Annotated in this window: 20 protein-coding genes; 9 read left to right on the forward strand and 11 right to left on the reverse strand. The window is 57.0% G+C overall.

What is annotated here, in order from left to right:
• Nucleotide 1 precedes the first annotated feature (1 nt).
• The 10 genes from pqqE to ACR0LI_RS16955 form a co-directional block, all read right to left on the reverse strand.
• Nucleotides 2-1,114, reverse strand: a complete 1,113-nt coding sequence (gene pqqE / locus ACR0LI_RS16910; protein WP_171723913.1) for a pyrroloquinoline quinone biosynthesis protein PqqE — start codon at nucleotides 1,112-1,114, stop codon at nucleotides 2-4.
• Nucleotides 1,114-1,386 (reverse strand): pyrroloquinoline quinone biosynthesis peptide chaperone PqqD, encoded by a 273-nt coding sequence (gene pqqD, locus ACR0LI_RS16915; RefSeq protein ID WP_171723951.1) that lies wholly within the window; start codon nucleotides 1,384-1,386, stop codon nucleotides 1,114-1,116. The genes pqqE and pqqD overlap by 1 nt, the downstream gene beginning before the upstream one ends.
• Nucleotides 1,386-2,135: a pyrroloquinoline-quinone synthase PqqC gene (gene pqqC, locus ACR0LI_RS16920; RefSeq protein WP_171723912.1), complete on the reverse strand. Its 750-nt coding sequence runs from the start codon at nucleotides 2,133-2,135 to the stop codon at nucleotides 1,386-1,388. The genes pqqD and pqqC overlap by 1 nt, the downstream gene beginning before the upstream one ends.
• Nucleotides 2,132-3,028 carry a pyrroloquinoline quinone biosynthesis protein PqqB gene (pqqB, locus tag ACR0LI_RS16925; protein WP_171723911.1) on the reverse strand — a complete coding sequence of 299 codons (897 nt, stop codon included), beginning with the start codon at nucleotides 3,026-3,028 and terminating at the stop codon, nucleotides 2,132-2,134. Before pqqB ends, pqqC begins: the two co-directional genes overlap by 4 nt.
• Before the next feature lie 23 nt (nucleotides 3,029-3,051).
• Nucleotides 3,052-3,153 carry a pyrroloquinoline quinone precursor peptide PqqA gene (gene pqqA, locus ACR0LI_RS16930; RefSeq protein ID WP_117873022.1) on the reverse strand — a complete coding sequence of 34 codons (102 nt, stop codon included), beginning with the start codon at nucleotides 3,151-3,153 and terminating at the stop codon, nucleotides 3,052-3,054.
• A gap of 102 nt (nucleotides 3,154-3,255) precedes the next feature.
• Nucleotides 3,256-3,939 (reverse strand): response regulator transcription factor, encoded by a 684-nt coding sequence (locus tag ACR0LI_RS16935; RefSeq protein WP_171637164.1) that lies wholly within the window; start codon nucleotides 3,937-3,939, stop codon nucleotides 3,256-3,258.
• Between the two features lie 4 nt (nucleotides 3,940-3,943).
• Nucleotides 3,944-5,545 carry a sensor histidine kinase gene (locus tag ACR0LI_RS16940; protein ID WP_480488509.1) on the reverse strand — a complete coding sequence of 534 codons (1,602 nt, stop codon included), beginning with the start codon at nucleotides 5,543-5,545 and terminating at the stop codon, nucleotides 3,944-3,946.
• Complete coding sequence (locus tag ACR0LI_RS16945) at nucleotides 5,542-6,333, reverse strand: ABC transporter permease (RefSeq protein WP_480718904.1); 792 nt, start codon at nucleotides 6,331-6,333, stop codon at nucleotides 5,542-5,544. Before ACR0LI_RS16945 ends, ACR0LI_RS16940 begins: the two co-directional genes overlap by 4 nt.
• Nucleotides 6,330-7,076 (reverse strand): ABC transporter ATP-binding protein, encoded by a 747-nt coding sequence (locus tag ACR0LI_RS16950; RefSeq protein WP_171637160.1) that lies wholly within the window; start codon nucleotides 7,074-7,076, stop codon nucleotides 6,330-6,332. The genes ACR0LI_RS16945 and ACR0LI_RS16950 overlap by 4 nt, the downstream gene beginning before the upstream one ends.
• A 220-nt stretch (nucleotides 7,077-7,296) precedes the next feature.
• Nucleotides 7,297-8,181 carry a LysR family transcriptional regulator gene (locus ACR0LI_RS16955; RefSeq protein WP_210093063.1) on the reverse strand — a complete coding sequence of 295 codons (885 nt, stop codon included), beginning with the start codon at nucleotides 8,179-8,181 and terminating at the stop codon, nucleotides 7,297-7,299.
• Nucleotides 8,182-8,290: 109 nt separating this feature from the next.
• Between ACR0LI_RS16955 and ACR0LI_RS16960 the strand changes: the two genes are divergently transcribed.
• From ACR0LI_RS16960 to ACR0LI_RS16990, 7 genes are all read left to right on the forward strand, one after another.
• A complete protein-coding gene (locus ACR0LI_RS16960; RefSeq protein WP_480488503.1) occupies nucleotides 8,291-9,556 on the forward strand; it encodes a serine hydroxymethyltransferase in 1,266 nt (421 codons plus the stop codon).
• Nucleotides 9,557-9,717: 161 nt separating this feature from the next.
• Nucleotides 9,718-10,473 (forward strand): DeoR/GlpR family DNA-binding transcription regulator, encoded by a 756-nt coding sequence (locus ACR0LI_RS16965; RefSeq protein WP_171637155.1) that lies wholly within the window; start codon nucleotides 9,718-9,720, stop codon nucleotides 10,471-10,473.
• A gap of 123 nt (nucleotides 10,474-10,596) precedes the next feature.
• On the forward strand, nucleotides 10,597-10,935 hold the full coding sequence (locus tag ACR0LI_RS16970) for an FAD-dependent oxidoreductase (RefSeq protein WP_480718945.1): 339 nt from the start codon (nucleotides 10,597-10,599) through the stop codon (nucleotides 10,933-10,935).
• Nucleotides 10,932-11,771, forward strand: coding sequence for an EamA family transporter (locus tag ACR0LI_RS16975; RefSeq protein ID WP_171637153.1), 840 nt, complete (start codon nucleotides 10,932-10,934; stop codon nucleotides 11,769-11,771). The genes ACR0LI_RS16970 and ACR0LI_RS16975 overlap by 4 nt, the downstream gene beginning before the upstream one ends.
• Nucleotides 11,772-12,040: 269 nt before the next feature.
• The gene (locus ACR0LI_RS16980; protein ID WP_171118362.1) at nucleotides 12,041-13,060 is read left to right on the forward strand and encodes a putative 2-aminoethylphosphonate ABC transporter substrate-binding protein; all 1,020 of its coding nucleotides are present in this window, start codon (nucleotides 12,041-12,043) and stop codon (nucleotides 13,058-13,060) included.
• A gap of 132 nt (nucleotides 13,061-13,192) precedes the next feature.
• Nucleotides 13,193-14,308, forward strand: coding sequence for a putative 2-aminoethylphosphonate ABC transporter ATP-binding protein (locus ACR0LI_RS16985; protein ID WP_209835388.1), 1,116 nt, complete (start codon nucleotides 13,193-13,195; stop codon nucleotides 14,306-14,308).
• Nucleotides 14,305-16,326, forward strand: coding sequence for a putative 2-aminoethylphosphonate ABC transporter permease subunit (locus ACR0LI_RS16990; protein WP_480490851.1), 2,022 nt, complete (start codon nucleotides 14,305-14,307; stop codon nucleotides 16,324-16,326). Before ACR0LI_RS16985 ends, ACR0LI_RS16990 begins: the two co-directional genes overlap by 4 nt.
• A gap of 24 nt (nucleotides 16,327-16,350) precedes the next feature.
• Here the strand turns inward: ACR0LI_RS16990 and ACR0LI_RS16995 are convergent, their stop codons facing one another.
• Entirely contained in the window at nucleotides 16,351-17,241 is an 891-nt protein-coding gene (locus ACR0LI_RS16995; protein WP_171118368.1) for a LysR substrate-binding domain-containing protein, read from the reverse strand.
• A gap of 120 nt (nucleotides 17,242-17,361) precedes the next feature.
• On the opposite strand from ACR0LI_RS16995, the gene ACR0LI_RS17000 reads away from it, so the two are divergent.
• Nucleotides 17,362-18,549: a 2-aminoethylphosphonate--pyruvate transaminase gene (locus ACR0LI_RS17000; RefSeq protein WP_209835386.1), complete on the forward strand. Its 1,188-nt coding sequence runs from the start codon at nucleotides 17,362-17,364 to the stop codon at nucleotides 18,547-18,549.
• Between the two features lie 18 nt (nucleotides 18,550-18,567).
• Entirely contained in the window at nucleotides 18,568-19,812 is a 1,245-nt protein-coding gene (phnA, locus tag ACR0LI_RS17005) for a phosphonoacetate hydrolase (protein ID WP_171637143.1), read from the forward strand.
• The last annotated feature ends 13 nt before the right edge of the window (nucleotides 19,813-19,825 follow it).

Below are 19,825 nucleotides of genomic sequence, written 5' to 3' on the forward strand. Positions count from 1 at the left end.
GTCATTCCGCAGGCTCTCTCGCCGCACCGGGTGCGGTACGATATGTGAAGGGTGCATCCGATTTGGCGGCATGTTCGTTTGCCTGGTTTTGCAGGGTCTGATGGTGGGGTGATTTGATGCAAACCGGATCAGTGGCGCTTGCGTCTCCGATAACGGCCATGGCCTGACAGCGGCAGCCACCAAAATCAATGGTTTTGCGTTCGCAGGTTTTGCACGGGTCCGACATCCAATCCGTTCCGCGATAGGCATTGAACGCGCTGCCATGGAACCAGATATCCGCAAGCGGTTTGTCCTGTACCCGGTCAAATGTCAGATGCGGGATGGACTGTGCCGCATGGCAGGGCAGAACCTGACCGTCTGGCGCCACGTTCAGCCCGGTTGTCCCCCAACCGCCCATGCATCGCTTGGGGTAGTCGTCGTGATAGTCTGCTGGAACATAATCGATGACCAGTTGCCCCTTGAGGTCTTTCCTGGCCTCGGCCACCTGTCGCGTCACCTGTTGCGCCTGTTCCCGCGTCGGCATCAACGCATCCCTGTTCCGCAAGGCCCAGCCGTGGAACTGCACTGTTGCAACTTCGATCCGCCGGGCACCCATCTCCTGTGCCAGTTCCAGCGCCCGCGGCAGTTGGTAGGCATTGTGACGGTGCAGCACGAAGTTCAGGGTCAGCGGAAACCCGATCTTCTTGATCCATTCGACCGTTTTCATCTTGCGGTCAAACCCGCCGCGATAGCCGCCTACCTTATCCGCCATCGCGGCGTCGGTGCCCTGAAGAGAAAGCTGGATATGGTCCAGGCCGACTTCGTCCAGCTCATACAGGCGTCGCTCGGACAGGCCGATCGCAGACGTGATCAGGTTGGTGTACAACCCGGCCTCACGCGCGGCATTGACCAGCGCAACCAGATCGCGGCGGGATGCGGGTTCGCCACCGGAAAGATGCAATTGCAAGACACCAAGTGCCGCCGCTTCTCTGAAAACACGTGCCCAGCTTTCGGTATCCATTTCATTGTCGAGTTTGGCCATTTCGACTGGGTTGGAGCAATAGGGGCAGGACAACGGACATCTGTGCGTCAGCTCGGCCAGCATGGCAATGGGGGGAGGGGGTTTTACCTGCATCAGATGACATCCAGAAAGCGACGGGCCCGAAGGGCATCCAGAAACCCCGAGCTGTCTTCGACAATCTGTTCTTCCGGGGCGTTGTATTGCCTGGACAGTCTCGCGGTGATCTGACCAAAGCTGCGTTGGCCGTCAACTTCGCTCAGAATCGCATGTCCGATCTGATCCAACGTCACGGCCCGTTCAGGTGCCAGCAGAACCCATTGTTCTCGCACGGAATCGAAATGGATGCGGACACCACGCGGTAGCAAGGGGACCTCCTGCGCCAACATTACGACGCCTGCCGCATCCGTAAACCGGTGTCCGGCTTCCATGCCCCAGGAGGAATTCGTGCAGGTTCGACATAGGCGCCCCACAGGGCATCCAGCTGCGACCAGAGGACATCGGTCTTGAAAATCAGTGCCTTGGCTGCCGCGTCCTGTTTTTCAGCGGTGTCGGCATGATCCAATACCCATGCCAGACCAAAGGCCACATCCTTCGGGGCTTCTTTCAGGCGGTTGCGGAAATAGGCAAGCGAGCTGTCATCCGCAAAATCGTAATGCCGAAGCAGGCCTTCGATCCTGTTGGCATGAATCTTGGGAGCAAACAATTCAGTGAGTGAGGCCGCAACCGCTTCCAGCAACGACTTTTCGCGGACGTATCGCACGTAAGCGTCCACCGCAAATCTGGTGGCAGGCAATACGCCGTCGCATGAGGCGACATAGTCCGGATCCAGACCGACGGCTTCGGCCAGTCGCAACCAGCGCCGGATACCACCTTCGTTGTCTTCCGTGCCGTCATGATCTTCGATCCGCGACCGCCAGGCTCGGCGCAGCGCAGGATCTTCTACACGCGACATGAAGGCGGCGTCCTTCATCGGGATGGAATGCTGATAATAGTAGCGGTTGATCACCCAAGCCCGCACTTCGTCAGGCGTGCATTGACCACCGTGCAGGCGATGATGAAACGGATGAAGGTCGTGGTAACGCTCGGCTCCGATCTGACGAAGTCGGGCCTCGAACTCTTTGTGGCTTTGGGTCATAGCGTTATCTCCATGCCATCCTGGCCTATCGTCCAGCCTTTCGCCCTTGCCCGGGCGTTCTCGGCGCTGTCGGGGCGCAGAACCGGATTGGTGTTGTTCATGTGGATGAACACTTTCCGGCCGATTTTCATATCGGCGAAACCAGCGATCGATCCATCGGGGCCGTCCATCGACATATGGCCCATGCGCTTGCCCGTTTTCTGACCCAACCCGGCCTGCACCATTTCCGTGTCGTGCCAAAGCGTGCCGTCGAAAAACAAAAGATCGGCCTCGTCAAGTCGGGCGCGCAGCTCGGGCGTCAATGCGGCACAGCCCGGTATGTAATATGCCGTCTTCCCCTGCGCGCTCAGCGCCACTCCGACGGTTTGTTCGCCAACCAATTCGGTTTCGACATGTTCCCCTTCCAGATACAGAGGCACTTTGCCGGGCACCGAAAACAATGTTGCCTGCAAGCCGGGAACCAGATCGAACGTCTGATTCAACGAGATAGGCGCGCGAGTCACGACCGAGGCGTTCAAGGCGTCGAAAATCGGGTTCTGCGCGATGACGTCCTGAATGCTCTGGGTTGCAAACAGCGTGAATGACTGCATCTCGCGCAGCGTCAGCAAGCCGGCCACATGGTCGATGTCACCATTTGTCACCAGCACCGATTGAATCGGCACCTCTCGCAACCCGGACGGATACAGGACAGGCGTATTGCCGATCTGCGTTCGAATATCCGGAGACGCGTTCAGGATGGCCCAGTTCTGGCCATCGGGTGAGACCGCGAGTGATGATTGCGTCTGCGCCGGGATATGTCCGCTTCGGGCCAGATTGCAGTTTTCACATCCGCAATTCCATTGCGGAAGGCCGCCGCCAGCAGCGGCCCCAAGTATTATTGCGCGCAACGTCATTTAATGTTGGCGCTTGCAGCTGATCAAATCAGGCCGCCACCGCGCTCATCGTCGTGATCGGGGCCGTACATGTTGATTTCCATGCCGCATTCGATTTCGCGAATAACAGGTCTGTTCCAAGCCATATCAGGGTCCTCCTCCTAGAATGTGCTTGCGAGCAATGTGGCAGGTCTCATGCGCCCGTGCGACTCTTAATTCATAAGAAGGATTTAGACTTTGGTCGGTACTCAGGCGTCATCTGACAGTGGAGCAGTTCCCTGAAGGCAGAAGCCTTGATTGCGTATGGTTTTGATTTCAAATCCAAAATCATCCGACCCCAATTTCTTTCTCAGATATCCGATGTAGACGTCCACCACGTTTTCGTTACTGGACCCGTCCTGTGACCAGAGCGTGTCAAACAGTTCTCCTCGGGATATTGGCGATCCGGCCTTGCTGTTGAGCAGTGTGAGCAGTTCGAATTCACGTTCGGTGAGCGCAATGCGTGTCTCGCGGATCGAAAGTGTTCTGTCCCGCGACGACAGGCGCGCGGGGTCCGGGCGCTGAGACAGCACGCGTTGTTCCTGTACCTGCAACCGGGCGACAAGCTCATCAAAGCTGAACGGCTTAATGACGTAATCATCGGCCCCGGCTTCAAGCCCGGCGGCACGATGATCGACATCGGAAAGGGCAGACAACATCAATATCGGGATTCCGACCCCGGCAAGACGCGCGGCCCGGACCAGTTCGATACCACTGTCGGTTCCCAGCATGACATCGACAATCGCGCCCGAGAATACACCGCTTTTCAACCGCTCCAACCCTTGGTCGGCGCGGTTTTCAGCCTCGGCTGAGTAGCCGTGCAGCGACAGGCCCCGGACAAGGGCCGACGTGATTCTGGGGTCGTCATCTATGATCAGCAGTCTGGAGACCATTTTTCTATGCCTCCGCCAGTGGTAGTCGAATGCAGACATTTGTACCGGCATTTGATCCCAAGGCGTCTTCACGCGGAACCGGGCTTGCCACCGAAATGGTTCCTTCATGGGCCTCTATAACCCACCTGGCCAGTGCCAGCCCGACACCGAAACCCTGACTGTTTGCTGCCCCTCCTTGTACAAACCGCTCGAAGATCCGGGTTTGGGCGCCGTCGGGAATTCCGGGGCCGTTATCGGTCAGCTGTATTTGAACGCCACCATCAACCGATTGACCGGACAGCAACAACGCCTTCCCGTCCCGCGCATGTCGGATCGCATTGCGTATCAGACTGAGCAGGACCTGACGAATCCAGTTCAGGTCACAGTGCAACGAACAATCCGGGAAGTCGCCCGTTTCAAGCTGCATGTCGGCGCCGTCGATTTCAGGTTGAATGTCGCTCACAACTGTTTGCATCAGATCGCATAGTGCAACGTTGGTTGGTTCCAGAGCCAGCTCACCGGTTTCGGAACGGGCGACGCGCAGCAAATCATCGATTCTCTGGTTCAGTTTTGCCGCGCTGCTTTCGATTGTTGCCAACGCCTCTGGCGCGTTCTGGTTATCCCTCTGGCCTATCTGAGCTTCCATCATGATGACCGTCAGCGGTGTGCGCAGTTCGTGACTGACATCAGCAAAAAAGCGGCGCCGGTTTTCGTCGATCTTGGACAGGGACTCATTTGCAGCGCTCAGTTCGCAGGTTCGCTGGGCAATGGTCTCGTTCAACCGGGCCCATTCTGCGTCAACCTCGGCCTGGCGTTTTCTCAATGCAGCGGCCATGCGGTTGGTCTCGCCATATAACTGGCCGATCTCATCATTGCGGGTTTGAGGCAGCGAAATTGCGAATTCGGATCGGCCGACCTGAACCGCCGCGTTGCGCAGCCGATCCAGACGAGAGAACTGCGGTCGCACCAGGCCAAAATAGAACCACGCCGTGCTGAGCAAGGCGAACAGTGCCAGTGCCAGTGCCGCCCAGGTCAGAACCCAGCGGGTCCTTTCGATTCCCGCCATGACGGAGTTTCGAAACAGTACCTCGGTATTCACCGCCTGGCTGAGAAGGGGATCAAACGCCGACGCAAACGAGTCGACATAGGCGCGGAGCTGGGCCTGATCGGCGTCTGCGTCGGCTAGCCCTTCCAGCGTGCTGGCCAGCAGCGCCTCCATTCTGGCCAGACCCAGGGATTGGGTTCCGTATCGCGATTGTTCGTCCAGCCCCAGGGATTGAACCGCGGCAACGGCATCTTCCACATCGGAACGAAGGTTCAGAAACGTTGCCCCAATTTGGTCTTGGATCGGCGAAAGGCGATCGAGTCGAGACTCGACCGTTTGGCCGGTCTGTATCGACTCGGTTGCGATCACAAGAAATGTGGCCGCCTGGGTCGACAGAGCAGCATATCGTGCCATGCGGGTTTCCGATGCCAGTGCCGTTTCCAGGCGGCTGGCGACGGTCTGCATCCCGAAGTAAAGGATTGCGGCCGCCAGCAGGGTGCCTGATCCCAGCACGACGGCCCCAAGGCCCAAGCGTGTTTTCAGAAGCAGACTCCGCTTTGCGGTTTGTGGCGCGGCCGTCATGATTTCCGCCTCATCAGGCCCCGGGCCGGATCGTACCCCCAAACGGCGATCGCGCTCAGTATCGCGGTTGACGCCAGAACCCACAGCAGGGCCCCCCAGTTGATCTGCAAGTAAAGCAGAAACCGGATCAACTCGACCACATGCGTGAAAGGATTGAGCGCACAGATATCCCGCAGCAATGGCGAGCTTTCAGCCATTTTCCACAGCGGATAAAGGGCGGAGGACAGGAAGAACATCGGGAAGATGACAAAGTTCATCACCCCGGCAAAATTCTCCAGCTGCTTGATGAAACTGGACAGCACCAGCCCCAGCGCGCCCAGCATCAGACCACCCAGAACCAGCCCCGGCAAAACCGCGACATATCCGGGTAGGGGCAGGACAATGCCGAACACAGCGGCCAATGCGAGAAACGTATAGACTTGCAGGATGGATATCACCGTTGATCCCAGCAGACGGCAGAACAAAAGCCACCAGCGCGGGAACGAGCTGGTCAGCAGAAGGCGCATCGAGCCCATCTCGCGGTCGTAGACAAGGCTGAGCGAGCTTTGCATCCCATTGAACAACAGAACCATCGCACACAGGCCGGGGACGATATAGGTCTCGTAAGTGATATAGGTCTGGTAGGGTGGAATGATCGACAGACCGAGGGCCGCGCGAAACCCTGCTGCGAAGATCAAAAGCCAAACCATTGGCCGGACCAGAGCTGCCAGAAATCGTTCGCGTTGATGGATGAAACGCAGAAACTCGCGTCCGATGATGGCGCGGGCGACTCCCAGGAATCCGTTCATGTCGGGACCTCGGTTCGGGACAGGAACCAATCGGACAGTGTTTGATCCCCCCGCAGGCGGCCCACCTGCCCACTGGCAAGAATCTGACCGCGATGAAGAACCAGCAGCTGGTCGTCGTCGCGCATTTCATCTGTCAGATGCGTGGCCCACAAGACGCACAGCCCCTGTTCCGCCAGGTCGTGCACATGGTCGGTTATCGCGTGCCGAGCCGCGGCATCAAGCCCAACGGTCGGTTCGTCCAACAGCAACACCGAAGGTTCGTGCAGCAGGGCACGAGCCAGTTCCATACGGCGGCGATGACCGCCATTGAGATCGCGCACTCGTTCCCCGGCGCGGTCGCGCATGTTCAGCCGATCCAGCGCCGCATCGATACGGCCAGGGACTTCGGATCGCGACAACCCATGCAGAGCTGCGAAATAGGCCATGTTCTGGCGCACCGTCAAACCCAGATCCAGTGTCGGTTGCTGAAAGACCACGCCAAGCTTTGCCAGCGCCTTGCGTGGGGATTGGCGCAGATCATGGCCCGCGACCGTGATTTCACCGTCCGGCGCCACAAGCAATCGCGTGAGCAGCGACACCAGTGTAGATTTTCCGGCCCCATTCGGACCGAGCAGACCGCAGAACATCCCCGCCGACACGTCAAAAGAGACAGCATCCAAAGCCGCCTTGGCGCCATAATGAAAGCTCAGGTCGCGTACGGCGAGACCAGGATCGGTTTCCGCCGAGGGGCGCGCGTCTGACATTCTTCCTCCGTCCCGAACCATGGTTCTTGACAGCAGCTTGCATCGTCGGGGCGCGTTTCTCAACCTTCCAGTCCGAGGCCGGACCACGACTTAAGTATGTGAAGCTTCACGGATTTGATGGTATCGCCCGAAGGATTCGTCGCCAAATTTGGCCAGCCGAGACTGTCAGGGGAAGGCGGGCCTGATCGGCGCGAACACCCCGTTTTGCGGGCACCGCTTTTCAGTTTGCGTTCAGCAAAAACGATCTGAACTCTTTAAATACGGGGGATCTGCTGAAAGAGGGTGTGAATTTGGCCACCATTGCGCGAGGAAGCTTCAACGAGGCCGAAAACGGGCGAACCAGATCGCCATTGTCCAGCAAGTTCTGAACCAGAACTTCGTGCGCCATCAACACGCCACCGCCATGACGCGCCTCTTCCAGCGCGACGGAATACAACGAGTGCACGGTTCCCGTCTTCGGTACACGTGCGCCATCTGGTTGGCTGTTCAGCCAATTGTCCCAATCATTTGCCCATGCCCCGTCATGGAGAAGGGTTTCCTGCGAAAGATCTGAAACAGATTTCAATCGATCCGCGACCGAGGGGGCGCAAACCGGGAAAATCACATCTTCGGCTATTTTGATTTCGTTGATTCCGATCGGTTCACCGGAAAAGAACAAAGTCATGTCAAATGGTTCACGCGTAAGGTTTGGCGGCGTTTCAAGGGCCACAACAGACACGGACAAATCCGGGGCAATTTGTCTGAGCGTTCCAAGTCTGGGCGCCAGCCACAATTGCGCGATCGACGGCAGCGCGGCGACCTTGACCTTGCGCGGCAGGGCCTTGGTTCGAAGTTCCTGCACGGCCATTCCCAATTGATCAAACGCCTGGGTGAACCCGGGCAAAAGCTCTTCGGCAAGCGCCGTCATCTCGACCCCGCGGGCATTTCGGACAAAAAGTTGGGTGCCGGCCCAGGCTTCAAGGGCCTTGACGTGCTGAGTTATCGCGCCCGGAGTAACGGATAGCTCGTCTGCCGCTGCGGCAAAACTTCCAAGCCGAGCCGCCGCTTCGAATGCTCGTAAAGCATTGAGATGTGGGCCTTTCGGGCGACGAGGGGAAAGTGACATCCATTTAAGCCTTAGTTTTTCTGCGGCAAATAAATAGCAATACTGATTTGCTTCGGCCAGTGGAACTCTGGAATTTTGGAGAAAACGCAATCGCATCGGAGGAGCCCGGATGTCGCGGCACTTTGAAAACCCAGTTGGGATGACCGACCCCGTCGTCGCAGAAGCTCTTGCAAACGAGAAAAAGCGCCAGCAGGACCAAATTGAGCTGATCGCGTCCGAAAATATCGTCAGCCGCGCGGTGCTGGATGCTCTCGGGCATGAGATGACCAACAAGACGCTTGAAGGGTATCCGGGAAACCGGTTCCACGGGGGCGGTCAGTTTGTCGACGTCGTCGAGCAGGCGGCAATCGACCGCGCCAGGGAACTGTTCGGATGCGACTATGCCAATGTTCAGCCCCATTCCGGCAGCCAGGCGAACCTTGCTGTTTTCTTTCTGCTGCTTAAGCCTGGCGACAGGGTTTTGTCGCTGGATCTGGCTGCCGGCGGTCATCTGAGTCACGGCCTGAAGGCCAACCTGTCGGGTCGCTGGTTCGAACCGCATCATTATGGTGTCGATGCCGAATCCGAGGTCATTGACTGCGATGCGCTGGAAAAACTGGCCGAGGAAATCCGGCCAAAGCTGCTGATCGCGGGTGGGTCTGCCTATCCACGGGAAATCGACTTCGGGCGCATGGGGCAAATCGCCAGGAAGGTTGGTGCGCATTTTCATGTGGACATGGCCCATATTGCCGGGCTGGTCGCCGCGGGCGTGCATCCTTCGCCTTTTCCGCATGCGGACATTGTGACGTGCACCACGACAAAAACACTGCGTGGTCCTCGTGGCGGGCTGATCCTCACCAACAACGAGGACTGGTTCAAGAGGCTGCAATCTGCGGTTTTCCCCGGCGTTCAGGGTTCGATCCACAGCCAGGTTCTGGCGGCCAAAGCGGTTTGCCTTGCCGAAGCGCTTACGGATGAGTTCAAGGACTACGGAGCGCAGGTCAAAGCCAACGCCGCCAAACTTGCAGAAACCTTGCAGTCCCGGGGGTTGCGTATCGTGTCCGGTGGTACTGACACGCATCTGGTGCTCGTGGATCTCAGCCCCAAGGGTATCACAGGCAAACGCGCCGAGGCCGTTCTGGAAAAGGCCAATATCACGACCAACAAAAACGCGATCCCCAATGACAGCACGCGACCGTCAGAATGGGTTGGATTGCGCCTGGGCGTGAGCGCGGCAACGACCCGCGGCATGAAAGAGGCCGCGTTCGACCAGTTGGCAAACGTGATTGCGGATTTGATCGAAGCTGAGGCCACGGGTGATACCGACGCGACAATTCCGCGCTGCAAAGCCTCGGTCGCAACGTTGTGCAAATCGTTCCCCATCTATCCAGCGTAGTCACTGCGTGCCCGGTGGCAGGGTCCATTGACCGCTCTTGACCATTGGTGTGAGCGCGTCACCGCTGCGCCATGGCAACGCATGCCTGATTGGGTGTTTGGGCTGTACCATGTTTGCAAATTTTGGCATATTCGTGCAGTCCAAAACCAAAGGGCCGGCCAATGCTCGCACCTGAACGCCACGCCATCATACTGGAAGAAGTCTCGCGCCAGCCAGCGGTCTCGATCCGTTCGCTGACGGAACGGCTTGGTGTGTCACGGGAAACCGTGCGCAAGGATATTGAACAGTTGGCACTGGAGAACAAGCTTCATCAGGTGCGGGGCGGCGCGACCAGTGTTCGCAGGCGGGAACCTCCGATGGCCGACCGGGCTCAAACCAACCCGCAAGGCAAGGAACGGATTGGAGTCTATGTGGCAAGCGTGATTCCGGACGGGGCCAGCGTGATAATCGACAGCGGGTCAACGACAGTGGCGGCGGCGCAGGCTCTGGCTGCTGTGCGACAAAACCTTACAATATATACCAATGATTTGACGATTGCATCTGTGCTGGCGTCGGCGGCCGCCGAAGTCACGCTGCTGGGCGGACGGCTGGATTTTTCAGAGAATGTCACATTGGGTTTGGACACGCTCGACCACCTGTCGCGATACAATACGGAATATGCGTTGATCGGGGTCGGCGGTGTGAGCTCTCGGGCATTGTTTACGGATTTCTCACTGGAAGGCGCCAACCTGCGTCATATGATGATGCAACGGGCGCAGCGGCCGCTGATCCTGGCTGATAGCAGCAAGTTCGACGTGGTTGGTCCGATTGTGATGAAACCTCTGCCGGTGAAAGCGACTCTGGTTGTGGATGAGGAGTTGCCAAACAGCATAGCTGGCGCGCTGCAAAGCCAACCCGTGGATATTGTGAAAGCATAACGCAAATACAGGAAAGCAATTGCCAAATTTTGCAAAGTACAAATAGGGTGAAGGGAAATCCGAATCCCTGAGTACGGAGCGACCCGATGGCTGACACCAAACTTTCGCACAGCGCAGCATGTTATTGTCGGAGGCATCATCATTGGCTGCACGGTTGCGTATCATCTGACCGGAAAGTGGCAACGTGAAGTGGTGCTTATTGAGCAGGGGCAACCAAGCCGTGGCACCACATGGCATGTGGCTGGTCTGGTTGGTCCGTTGTGCAACCAACCCGCGATGACCAACCTGATCCGCCCCTCGCCGGGGTCGCATTGCCCAGCGGGATTGAGCCCCCTAAACCGTTGCTGCCGCGATACAGATCAAGATTTGGTCAAGTCACTGCATGCGCGCGCAAACAAGAGCGCTGAAAGTCGAAATCTGACGCAAGACAAATATTCAGCTCATATCGTCGGGCCACAATGACACTACAGGCAGTTCTCATCGTATTGACCGCAGCCGTGTTGCACGCGCTCTGGAATGCGGTTGTCAAAGGCGCGCCCGACAAAGCGGTTGTTTTGGGGTTGGTGGCGCTTGGCCACGCCGTGCCTGCGCTGATTGCGTTGCCTTTTATCGGCTTGCCGGTTTGGGCGGCGTTCCCCTTCATCATCGGTTCGACCCTGATCCACTGGGGGTACTATTGGTTTCTCAACACCGCGTACAAACATGGGGATCTGTCGGTGGTGTACCCGATCTCACGCGGGATGACGCCAATCCTGGTCACGGTGGGTGCCATTCTTTTCGCGGGTGAGTTTCTGCCGCCGATCGCGTGGGTCGGCATTGTCTGCATCTCGGCTGGGATTGGGTGCCTGTCCCTGGTCGGGCTGGGCCGAAACACAAGCTGGGTCGCCGTGGCGGCGTCGTTTGGCACGGGCCTGATGATAGCGTCCTATTCGATTGTGGACGGCATTGGTATCCGGCTGTCCGGGAATATACTGGGATACATTGCGGCATTGTTCGTTGCGGAAATTTTTGTCGCCGGATTTATCTTCGCAACCAGATGGCAGCGTTTCGTCGCACTGCCCAGGCGTTATGTGTGGGCGGGTCTGACAGGCGGCGTCATCTCTGGCGTGGCGTATGGGCTGGTGCTGTATGCGAAGACGGTCGCGCCCTTGGGCGTTGTATCCGCGCTTAGGGAAAGTTCGGTTATCTTTGCATCGCTTATTGGTGTGATGTGGTTCGGCGAAGGGCCGAAATCCAACAGGCTTCTTGCAGCGACTATTGTCGCGATCGGGATCGGACTCCTTGCGATGACACGTTGAGCGTTCTTGCGCCGCCGCGGGAAAGTTTTGAGAATTAAGCTCCTTTGACATGCCTTGATGATCTGTTGATCGTCATGGCCAGTTCCGCGCTGATCTTCCGGGGCGAGCGGATTTCATCTATAGGAGATGCTTATGACATCGAAGATATAATCGATTTTTATTGGCGTTTTTATCTGTCAAACTGCTGTCAAACAATCGGTGCACAATAATCGAGTTCTAACGCCGCGCAAGAATGGCGAAAACAACATAATTACCAACAGAGGATCACAATGAAACACAAAGCATCACTTCTCGCAGCTCTGACTATCGGTGCGCTGACGGCGACGGCGGCGGCATCGGAAACGGAACTTACAGTTTATACCGCAGTCGAGGCGGAAGACTTGGCCCGGTATGCCGAGACGTTCAATCAAAGCCACCCTGATATCAAGATCAATTGGGTTCGCGACTCGACCGGGATCATTACGGCGAAATTGCTGGCAGAACGTGATAATCCGCAGGCAGACGTTGTTTGGGGCCTGGCCGCCACGTCGCTGCTGCTGCTGAAATCAGAAGGTATGTTGGAGCCTTATGCGCCGGCCGGTGTGGAAAAGCTGGACAAAAAATTTGTTGATGGCGACAACCCCCCTGCCTGGGTCGGCATGGACGCCTGGGTTGCATCCGTCTGCTACAATACCGTCGAGGCCGAAAAGGCCGGGTTGACCCCGCCGACATCCTGGAAGGATCTCACCGATCCGATGTACAAAGATCAGGTGATCATGCCCAATCCGAACTCATCGGGCACCGGTTTCCTTGACGTGTCCAGCTGGTTGCAGATGTTCGGTGAAGAAGGTGGTTGGGAATACATGGATGCGCTGCACGAGAATATCGCGCGGTACACCCATTCAGGTTCAAAACCCTGCAAACTGGCCGCAGCAGGCGAAATCCCGATTGGCATTTCCTTTGCGTTCCGCGGGGCAAAGTCCAAAGCCGACGGCGCGCCGCTTGAGATCATCGTGCCTTCCGAGGGCGTCGGATGGGACATGGAAGCCACCGCAATTGTTGCTGGCACCGCCAATTTGGAGGCCGCGCAAAAGCTGGTGGATTTCACCGTCACCAAGGAAGCCAACGAGATGTACAACACCGGCTATGCAGTTGTCGCCTATCCGGGCGTTGCAAAACCGGTTGAGCACTTCCCAGAGGGTCTTCTGGATGCAATGATCGAAAATGATTTTGAGTTTGCCGCCAACAATCGCGCGGCAATCCTGAAGGAATGGCAGTCTCGCTATGACGGAAAGTCGGAAGCGAAGTAACCCCATTGGCAGGAGAGGTTTTCGTGCCTCTCCTGCACACCAGTCTCTTGTTCCCCGAAAAACAACTTACTCACCCGGTTTCAACCGGCCAGGACCGGCCGCGCCCGAGGTGCAGATGTGAGGACTTCTCCCGTGCTTCAGAAAACACCACCCGGTGAACTGTATCTCAGCATCCAGAATTTGTGGAAAGCGTTCGGAAGCTTTCTGGCGCTCAAGGACATCTCTTTGGAAATCAACGAGGGCGAGTTTGTCTGTTTCCTCGGCCCGTCCGGGTGCGGCAAGACCACTCTTTTGCGGGCAATCGCCGGATTGGATTTGCAGACCAAGGGTACGGTCATGCAGGATGGCAAGGACGTGTCCAATCTGCCCCCGTCCGAGCGTGATTTCGGGATCGTGTTTCAGTCCTACGCGTTGTTCCCAAATCTGACGATTGAAAAGAACATCGCTTTTGGCCTTGAAAACACCGGCCGCAGCAAATCGGATATCGCTATTCGCGTAAACGAACTCTTGACCCTGGTTGGTCTGCCGGATCAGGGCAAGAAATATCCGGCGCAATTGTCAGGTGGTCAGCAGCAACGAATTGCGCTGGCGCGTGCCATTGCGACCAACCCCGGACTTTTGCTGCTGGACGAACCCCTGTCGGCGCTGGACGCCAAAGTGCGTGTTCATCTGCGGCACGAGATCAAGGAGTTGCAGCGCAAGCTGGGTGTGACCACCGTGATGGTGACTCACGATCAGGAAGAAGCGCTGGCGATGGCAGACCGCATCGTGGTCATGAATCATGGTGTGATCGAACAGGTGGGGCCCCCTACCGAAATCTACCGGGATCCGGCCAATCTGTTCGTTGCCGACTTTATCGGTGAAATGAACCAGATCCGGTCGCAGGTCACCAAAGGCGGACGTCTGAGCGTCGGGGAAAAGACCTTTGCCTGCCTCAGCCACAAGTTCAACGATGGAACTCCGATCATCGCGGCCATTCGACCCGAAGACATCATCCCTCATGAAGCTGGTTATCTCGACACGGGCGGCAATCGGAACTGCATAGAGGTGACGCTGGATGAGATGGAGTTCCTGGGTTCGTTCTGGCGCTGCCGCTTGAACAACGAGAAGTTCGGATCATCGGAACTGATCGCGGATTTCTCGATCAATGCCGTGCGTCGTCTGGAACTGGAAGAGGGGCGCAGCGTGGTGATTGAGCTTCCCGAGAACCGCCTTATGGCGTTTGAAGCGCCGGAGGCCAAGGCATGAGCTCGGTTTCTACCAATCAGGACAGCCTGCCTGTCGGGCCGGACATCAAGCCCAAGCTCAGCCGTGATGATATCCTGATGCGCGGCAGCATGATGGTGATCGCGCTGTATCTGGTCGTGACATTGGCGTTGCCGCTTTACACGATGCTGTCCAAGTCGTTTTCGACCTATCGGGTCGAGCTGTCCCAGTACGAGTTTCAGGTAAGTGACGACGCAGGCGTCTTCGACGGAACGATTCTGTCGGCAGACGAGTTGAACAGGCAATTGGGGGTCTATTCCGACTCTGACCTGGTGACGGGTTCGGACGGGCGCTTGCCGGTAACCGGATTTTTTCCTGATTTCAGCTTTCGCAGCCCGGTGATGTACAAGATCCGCAACACGACGGATACCGGGCGCTTTCTGGTCGGATCGACATTGAATGAAGGCGCCGATTGGGTCGAGCTTGATTCCAACACGTTCCGCCGGGTGCAAATGCGGCCGGTCCAGTCGCGAGGGTTGGACAATTTCATCAACTACTTCTCGACACCGGCACTGTTCAATTCGATCAAGAACTCGCTTTGGATCTCGGTCGTCAGCACCATTGTGACGGTGACACTGGCGTTTTGGTTCGCCTATGCGCTGAACCGAAGCTGCATGCGGTTCAAGGGTGTTTTTCGCCTTATCGCGATGGCACCGATCCTGGTTCCGTCGCTCTTGCCGGGCATCGCGTTGGTCTATCTGTTCGGCAATCAGGGCATGATCAAGGAGTTGCTGTTCGGTGCCAGCATTTACGGCCCCATAGGCATCGTGATCGGATCGGTTTTCTTTACCTTTCCGCACGCGTTTCTGATCATATCGACCGCGCTCGCGATATCTGACGCGCGCCTGTATGAAGCTGCGGCCAGCTTGCGGTCGACGCCATGGCGGACCTTCTGGACCGTAACCATCCCCGGGGCCCGCTATGGCCTGATCTCGGCGGCCTTTGTCGTGTTCAACCTGGTGATCACTGATTTCGGATTGCCAAAGGTCATCGGTGGTCAATTCAACGTGCTTGCTGTGGATATCTACAAACAGGTGATCGGCCAGCAGAACTTTGAAATGGGCGCCGTGGTCTCTGTGGTTCTGGTCATTCCGGCCATTCTGGCTTTTGCCATTGACCGGATGGTTCAGTCCAAGCAGGTTGCGCTGCTTTCGGCGCGTTCCGTGCCATATCAGGCGACGCCAAACCCGAAAGCTGACCGCATATTCCTGATCTATTGCAGCCTGATCGGCCTGTTCATCGTTGGTCTTCTGGCTGTGTGTCAGTTTGCGGCGCTGATCAAGTTCTGGCCCTACGACCTGAGTCTGAGCTTCAAGAACTATCAGTTCAACAGAATGGACGGCGGCGGCTGGGGGTCGTATTTCAACTCGATCAAACTGGCGTTGCTGACGGCAGTCATCGGCACGACGGTTGTGTTCTTCGGGGCCTATCTGGTTGAAAAATCAAACGGGTTCAGAACCGGCCGGTCGATTTTCCAGATGTTCGCGATGCTACCCATGGCGATCCCGGGAATGGTATTGGGGCTGTCCTACATCTTCTTCTTCAACAACCCGTCCAATCCGCTGAACGGGATTTACGGCACGATGGCGATTTTGGTGATTTGCACTGTGACGCATTTCTACACCGTATCGCACCTGACGGCCGTCACCGCGCTCAAGCAAATGGACAGAGAATTTGAGTCAGTGTCTGCCTCGCTCAAACAGCCGACAATGAAGCTGTTTGCACGGGTAACGGTTCCGGTTTGTCTGCCAGCGGTGTTGGACATCTCAATCTATCTGTTCGTCAATGCGATGACGACCGTGTCGGCAGTGGTATTCCTCTATTCTCCCAAAACGACGCTTGCGTCCATCGCGGTGCTGAACATGGATGATGCCGGGGATATCGCGCCTGCGGCGGCGATGGGCATGATGATCTTTTACACCAACGCCGCTGCCCGGATCGTTCACCTGATTGCTTCAAAAGGCATCCTGAAGCGCACTCAGGCTTGGCGAAGCCGGTAGCCAAAGGAACCGTGCCCCCGCCGGTCAGGTATCGGCGGGGGGGCTTTTTTCTTCCAGCGCGCGCTGGGCAAAGTCCATGAAGGCCCGGATGATCTTTACGTTGCGCCGTTGCGACAGCGAAATCATGCTTTCACCCATTTGCAACTTCACGTCCTTGAGCTTGATTTGTCGCAACCGATCATCATGCCCATACTCTGCCTGAGAGACAAACCCGATGCCTGCCCCCGAGGCCACAAGCTCGCGCACGGCCTCGCGTCCTTCCGCAACGATTGCAGGATTCAACGTGATACCGCGCCTTTCGGCTTCTTCTTCCAACTTCTGACGTGTTTTTGACCCGTGCTCTCTGAAAACCAGCGGCAGATCGGCCAGTTCTTCCAAAGAAAGCGAAGGTTTGGATGCCAAAAGAACGCCTTGGGCGGCAAAGGCCACGATTTCAGTGGACCCAAGGTTCAACACATCCATGTCCTTGCCGGGGGACAGGCTGCCGACAACACCAATCTCGGCATTGTACGACCGAAGTTCTTCCAAAATTTCTTCGGTGTTTCCGGACCGCACGGTGATGGTGATTTTGGGGTACTTCTTTTGAAACGACCCCAGGAAAGACGTCATGTGATGCGCTGAATCGGCGATGATCCGCAATTCCCCGTCGATTGCGGCCTTGGTTTCCGAAAGGTAGTCCTCGATCTGATCTTCGATCTCAAAATACTGCTTTGTGAACCGGTAAAGCTGTTCGCCTTCGGGGGTGAGGTTCACGCGTTTTCGTTCGCGCTGAAACAACAACAGATCGTGATCCTGTTCCAGCTTTCGAACCTGTTCGGAAATTGCCGGCTGCGTCAGAAAAAGCGCCTCGGCCGCGCGGGAAAACCCGCCATGTTTGGCCACGTAATGAAAGGCTTTGAGCTGGCTGTGCCGCATCACCGGTCCCCAATGATTTGTGCATAGGCTGCACTTATAATTAGATTGATATTTGCAATTTCACATATAGCAACCGTTGCTGCAATGGTGTTTGTGAAAACGCTGTTCTGGAGCCCGGTAATGACGCCATCCCATCCAAAAATCGAGCAACCGCGCCTCGGCGAACCATACCTTTTGACACCCGGTCCTTTGACAACGTCCTATGCCGTGAAAGAGGCCATGCTGAAGGACTGGGGCAGCTGGGACGACGACTTTCGCGCCATGACAAAAGAGCTGCGGTCAAGCCTGCTGGACCTGCTTGGTGAAGGAGCCGACGCCTTCGATTGTGTGCCAATGCAAGGCAGCGGCTCCTTCTCGGTCGAAGCAATGCTGGCGTCTTTTATTCCGCCGGAAGGAAAGGCGCTGGTACTGGCCAATGGCGCCTATGGGCAACGTTCTGCGCAGACGCTACAGTATCTGGGCCGGGACCATATCGTGCTGGACAAGGGCGATTACCTGCCGCCACGGGGCGACGAGGTTGCGCGCATTCTCGCGGATGACCCGGCCATCACGCATGTTGTTGCCATTCACTGCGAAACCAGTTCGGGTATCTTGAACCCCGTCGAGGAAATATCCGAGGCCACATATGCAGCCGGTCGCAAGCTTTTGATCGACTCGATGTCTGCCTTTGGCGCGATCGAGCTCAGGCCCTCGGATATTCGCTATGAAGCCATGGTGTCTTCGGCCAACAAGTGCATCGAGGGCGTTCCTGGCTTTGGCTTCATTGTGGCGCGCAAGAACGAGCTGGAAGCCGCAAAGGGTAACAGTCATTCCCTGTCTCTGGATGTGCACGCCCAATGGGCGCACATGAACAAGACCGGTCAGTGGCGCTTTACCCCGCCGACGCACGTGGTCGCCGCCTTCATCGAAGCGCTTCGGGCGCATGCAGCTGAAGGCGGTGTTGCCGGCCGCGGCGCACGTTACACCCGCAACCGGGACGTCATGGTTGCGGGCATGCGTGAACTGGGTTTCGAAACGCTGCTGGACAATCGTTGGCTCAGCCCGATCATCGTCACGTTCTTCTGCCCCGCCGATGAGAAATTCGTATTCGATCAGTTCTACAACCTGATGAAGGACAAAGGGTTCATTATCTACCCGGGCAAGCTGACCGTCGTCGACAGTTTCCGCGTCGGATGCATCGGTCAGATGGACGAAGACGTCATGCGCAATGTCGTGCGCGCAGCAAAGGAATCCCTGGAAGAAATGGGCGTGACAAACGCCGCTCCTCCTCTTCGGGCACTGGAAGAACGCGCCAAGCTGGCCGCTTAAACATCAAGGAAAATACAGATGACCATTCAAACCCCTGTCGAAGCAAATGAGCGCGTCTATCCGACGCCGAAGGTGCCTGCCATTGCCATCTGCCTTGATGGATGCGAGCCCGAATATCTTGATGTCGCGATTGCGAAAGGGCTGATGCCCAATCTCAAGCGGATACGCGAAGAGGGCACGGACCGACTGGCCCATTCCGTTATCCCGTCCTTCACCAACCCCAACAATCTTTCGATTGCCACCGGGCGCCCTCCGATCGTGCATGGCATCTGCGGCAACTACCTCATCGACCCCGACAGCGGTGAGGAAGTGATGATGAATGATGTCCGCTTCCTGCGTGCGCCGACCATTTTTTCCCAATTCTACGACGCAGGTTTCCGCGTGGCGATGGTAACCGCCAAGGACAAGCTGCGCGCGCTGTTGGGGGCCGGGCTGAAATTTGACGAGGGCAGGGCGGTTGCGTTTTCTTCCGAACGGTCGGGTGAAACGACGCTGGCGGAACATGGCATCGACAACGCCAGCGAATGGCTGGGCATGGACGTTCCCGAGGTCTACTCGGCAGAGCTTTCCGAATTTGTCTTTGCCGCTGGCGTCAAGCTGCTGAAAGAGTTCAAGCCCGACGTGATGTATTTGTCGACGACCGACTATATCCAGCACAAGTTTGCACCCGATCAAAAAGGCGCACTCGATTTCTATGCCATGTTCGACCGGTATCTTGGCGAGTTGGATGAATTGGGTGCGGCCATCGTGGTGACCGCGGATCACGGCATGAAGCCAAAGCATTTGGCGGATGGATCCCCCTCGGTGGTGTACGTGCAAGACCTGATGGACGAATGGCTGGGCAAGGATGCGGCGCGGGTCATTCTTCCGATTACCGATCCATACGTCGTGCATCATGGCGCGTTGGGGTCTTTTGCAACCGCTTATTTGCCTGACGGAGCAGACCAGGACGACATCATCAGCAAGCTCAAGGCGACCAGCGGCATCACTCATGTGCTGACCAAGGCCGAGGCGATCGAGCAATTCGAATTGCCGGGCGACCGCATTGGCGACATCGTGATGGTTTCCGGTGAAAACATCTGCATCGGCACGTCCGAGCATCGCCACGATCTGGCAGCACTCAAAGAGCCGTTGCGCAGCCATGGTGGTTTGACCGAGCAGGAAGTTCCCTTCATCGTGAACCGTGTCATCGACCTGCCAAACCAACCCGTGCTGCGCAATTTCGATGCCTTCTTCTACGCAACAACAGCGGCGGCACAGTAAGCTATGAAAGATC

The organism is Ruegeria sp. CL7, assembly GCF_056536445.1.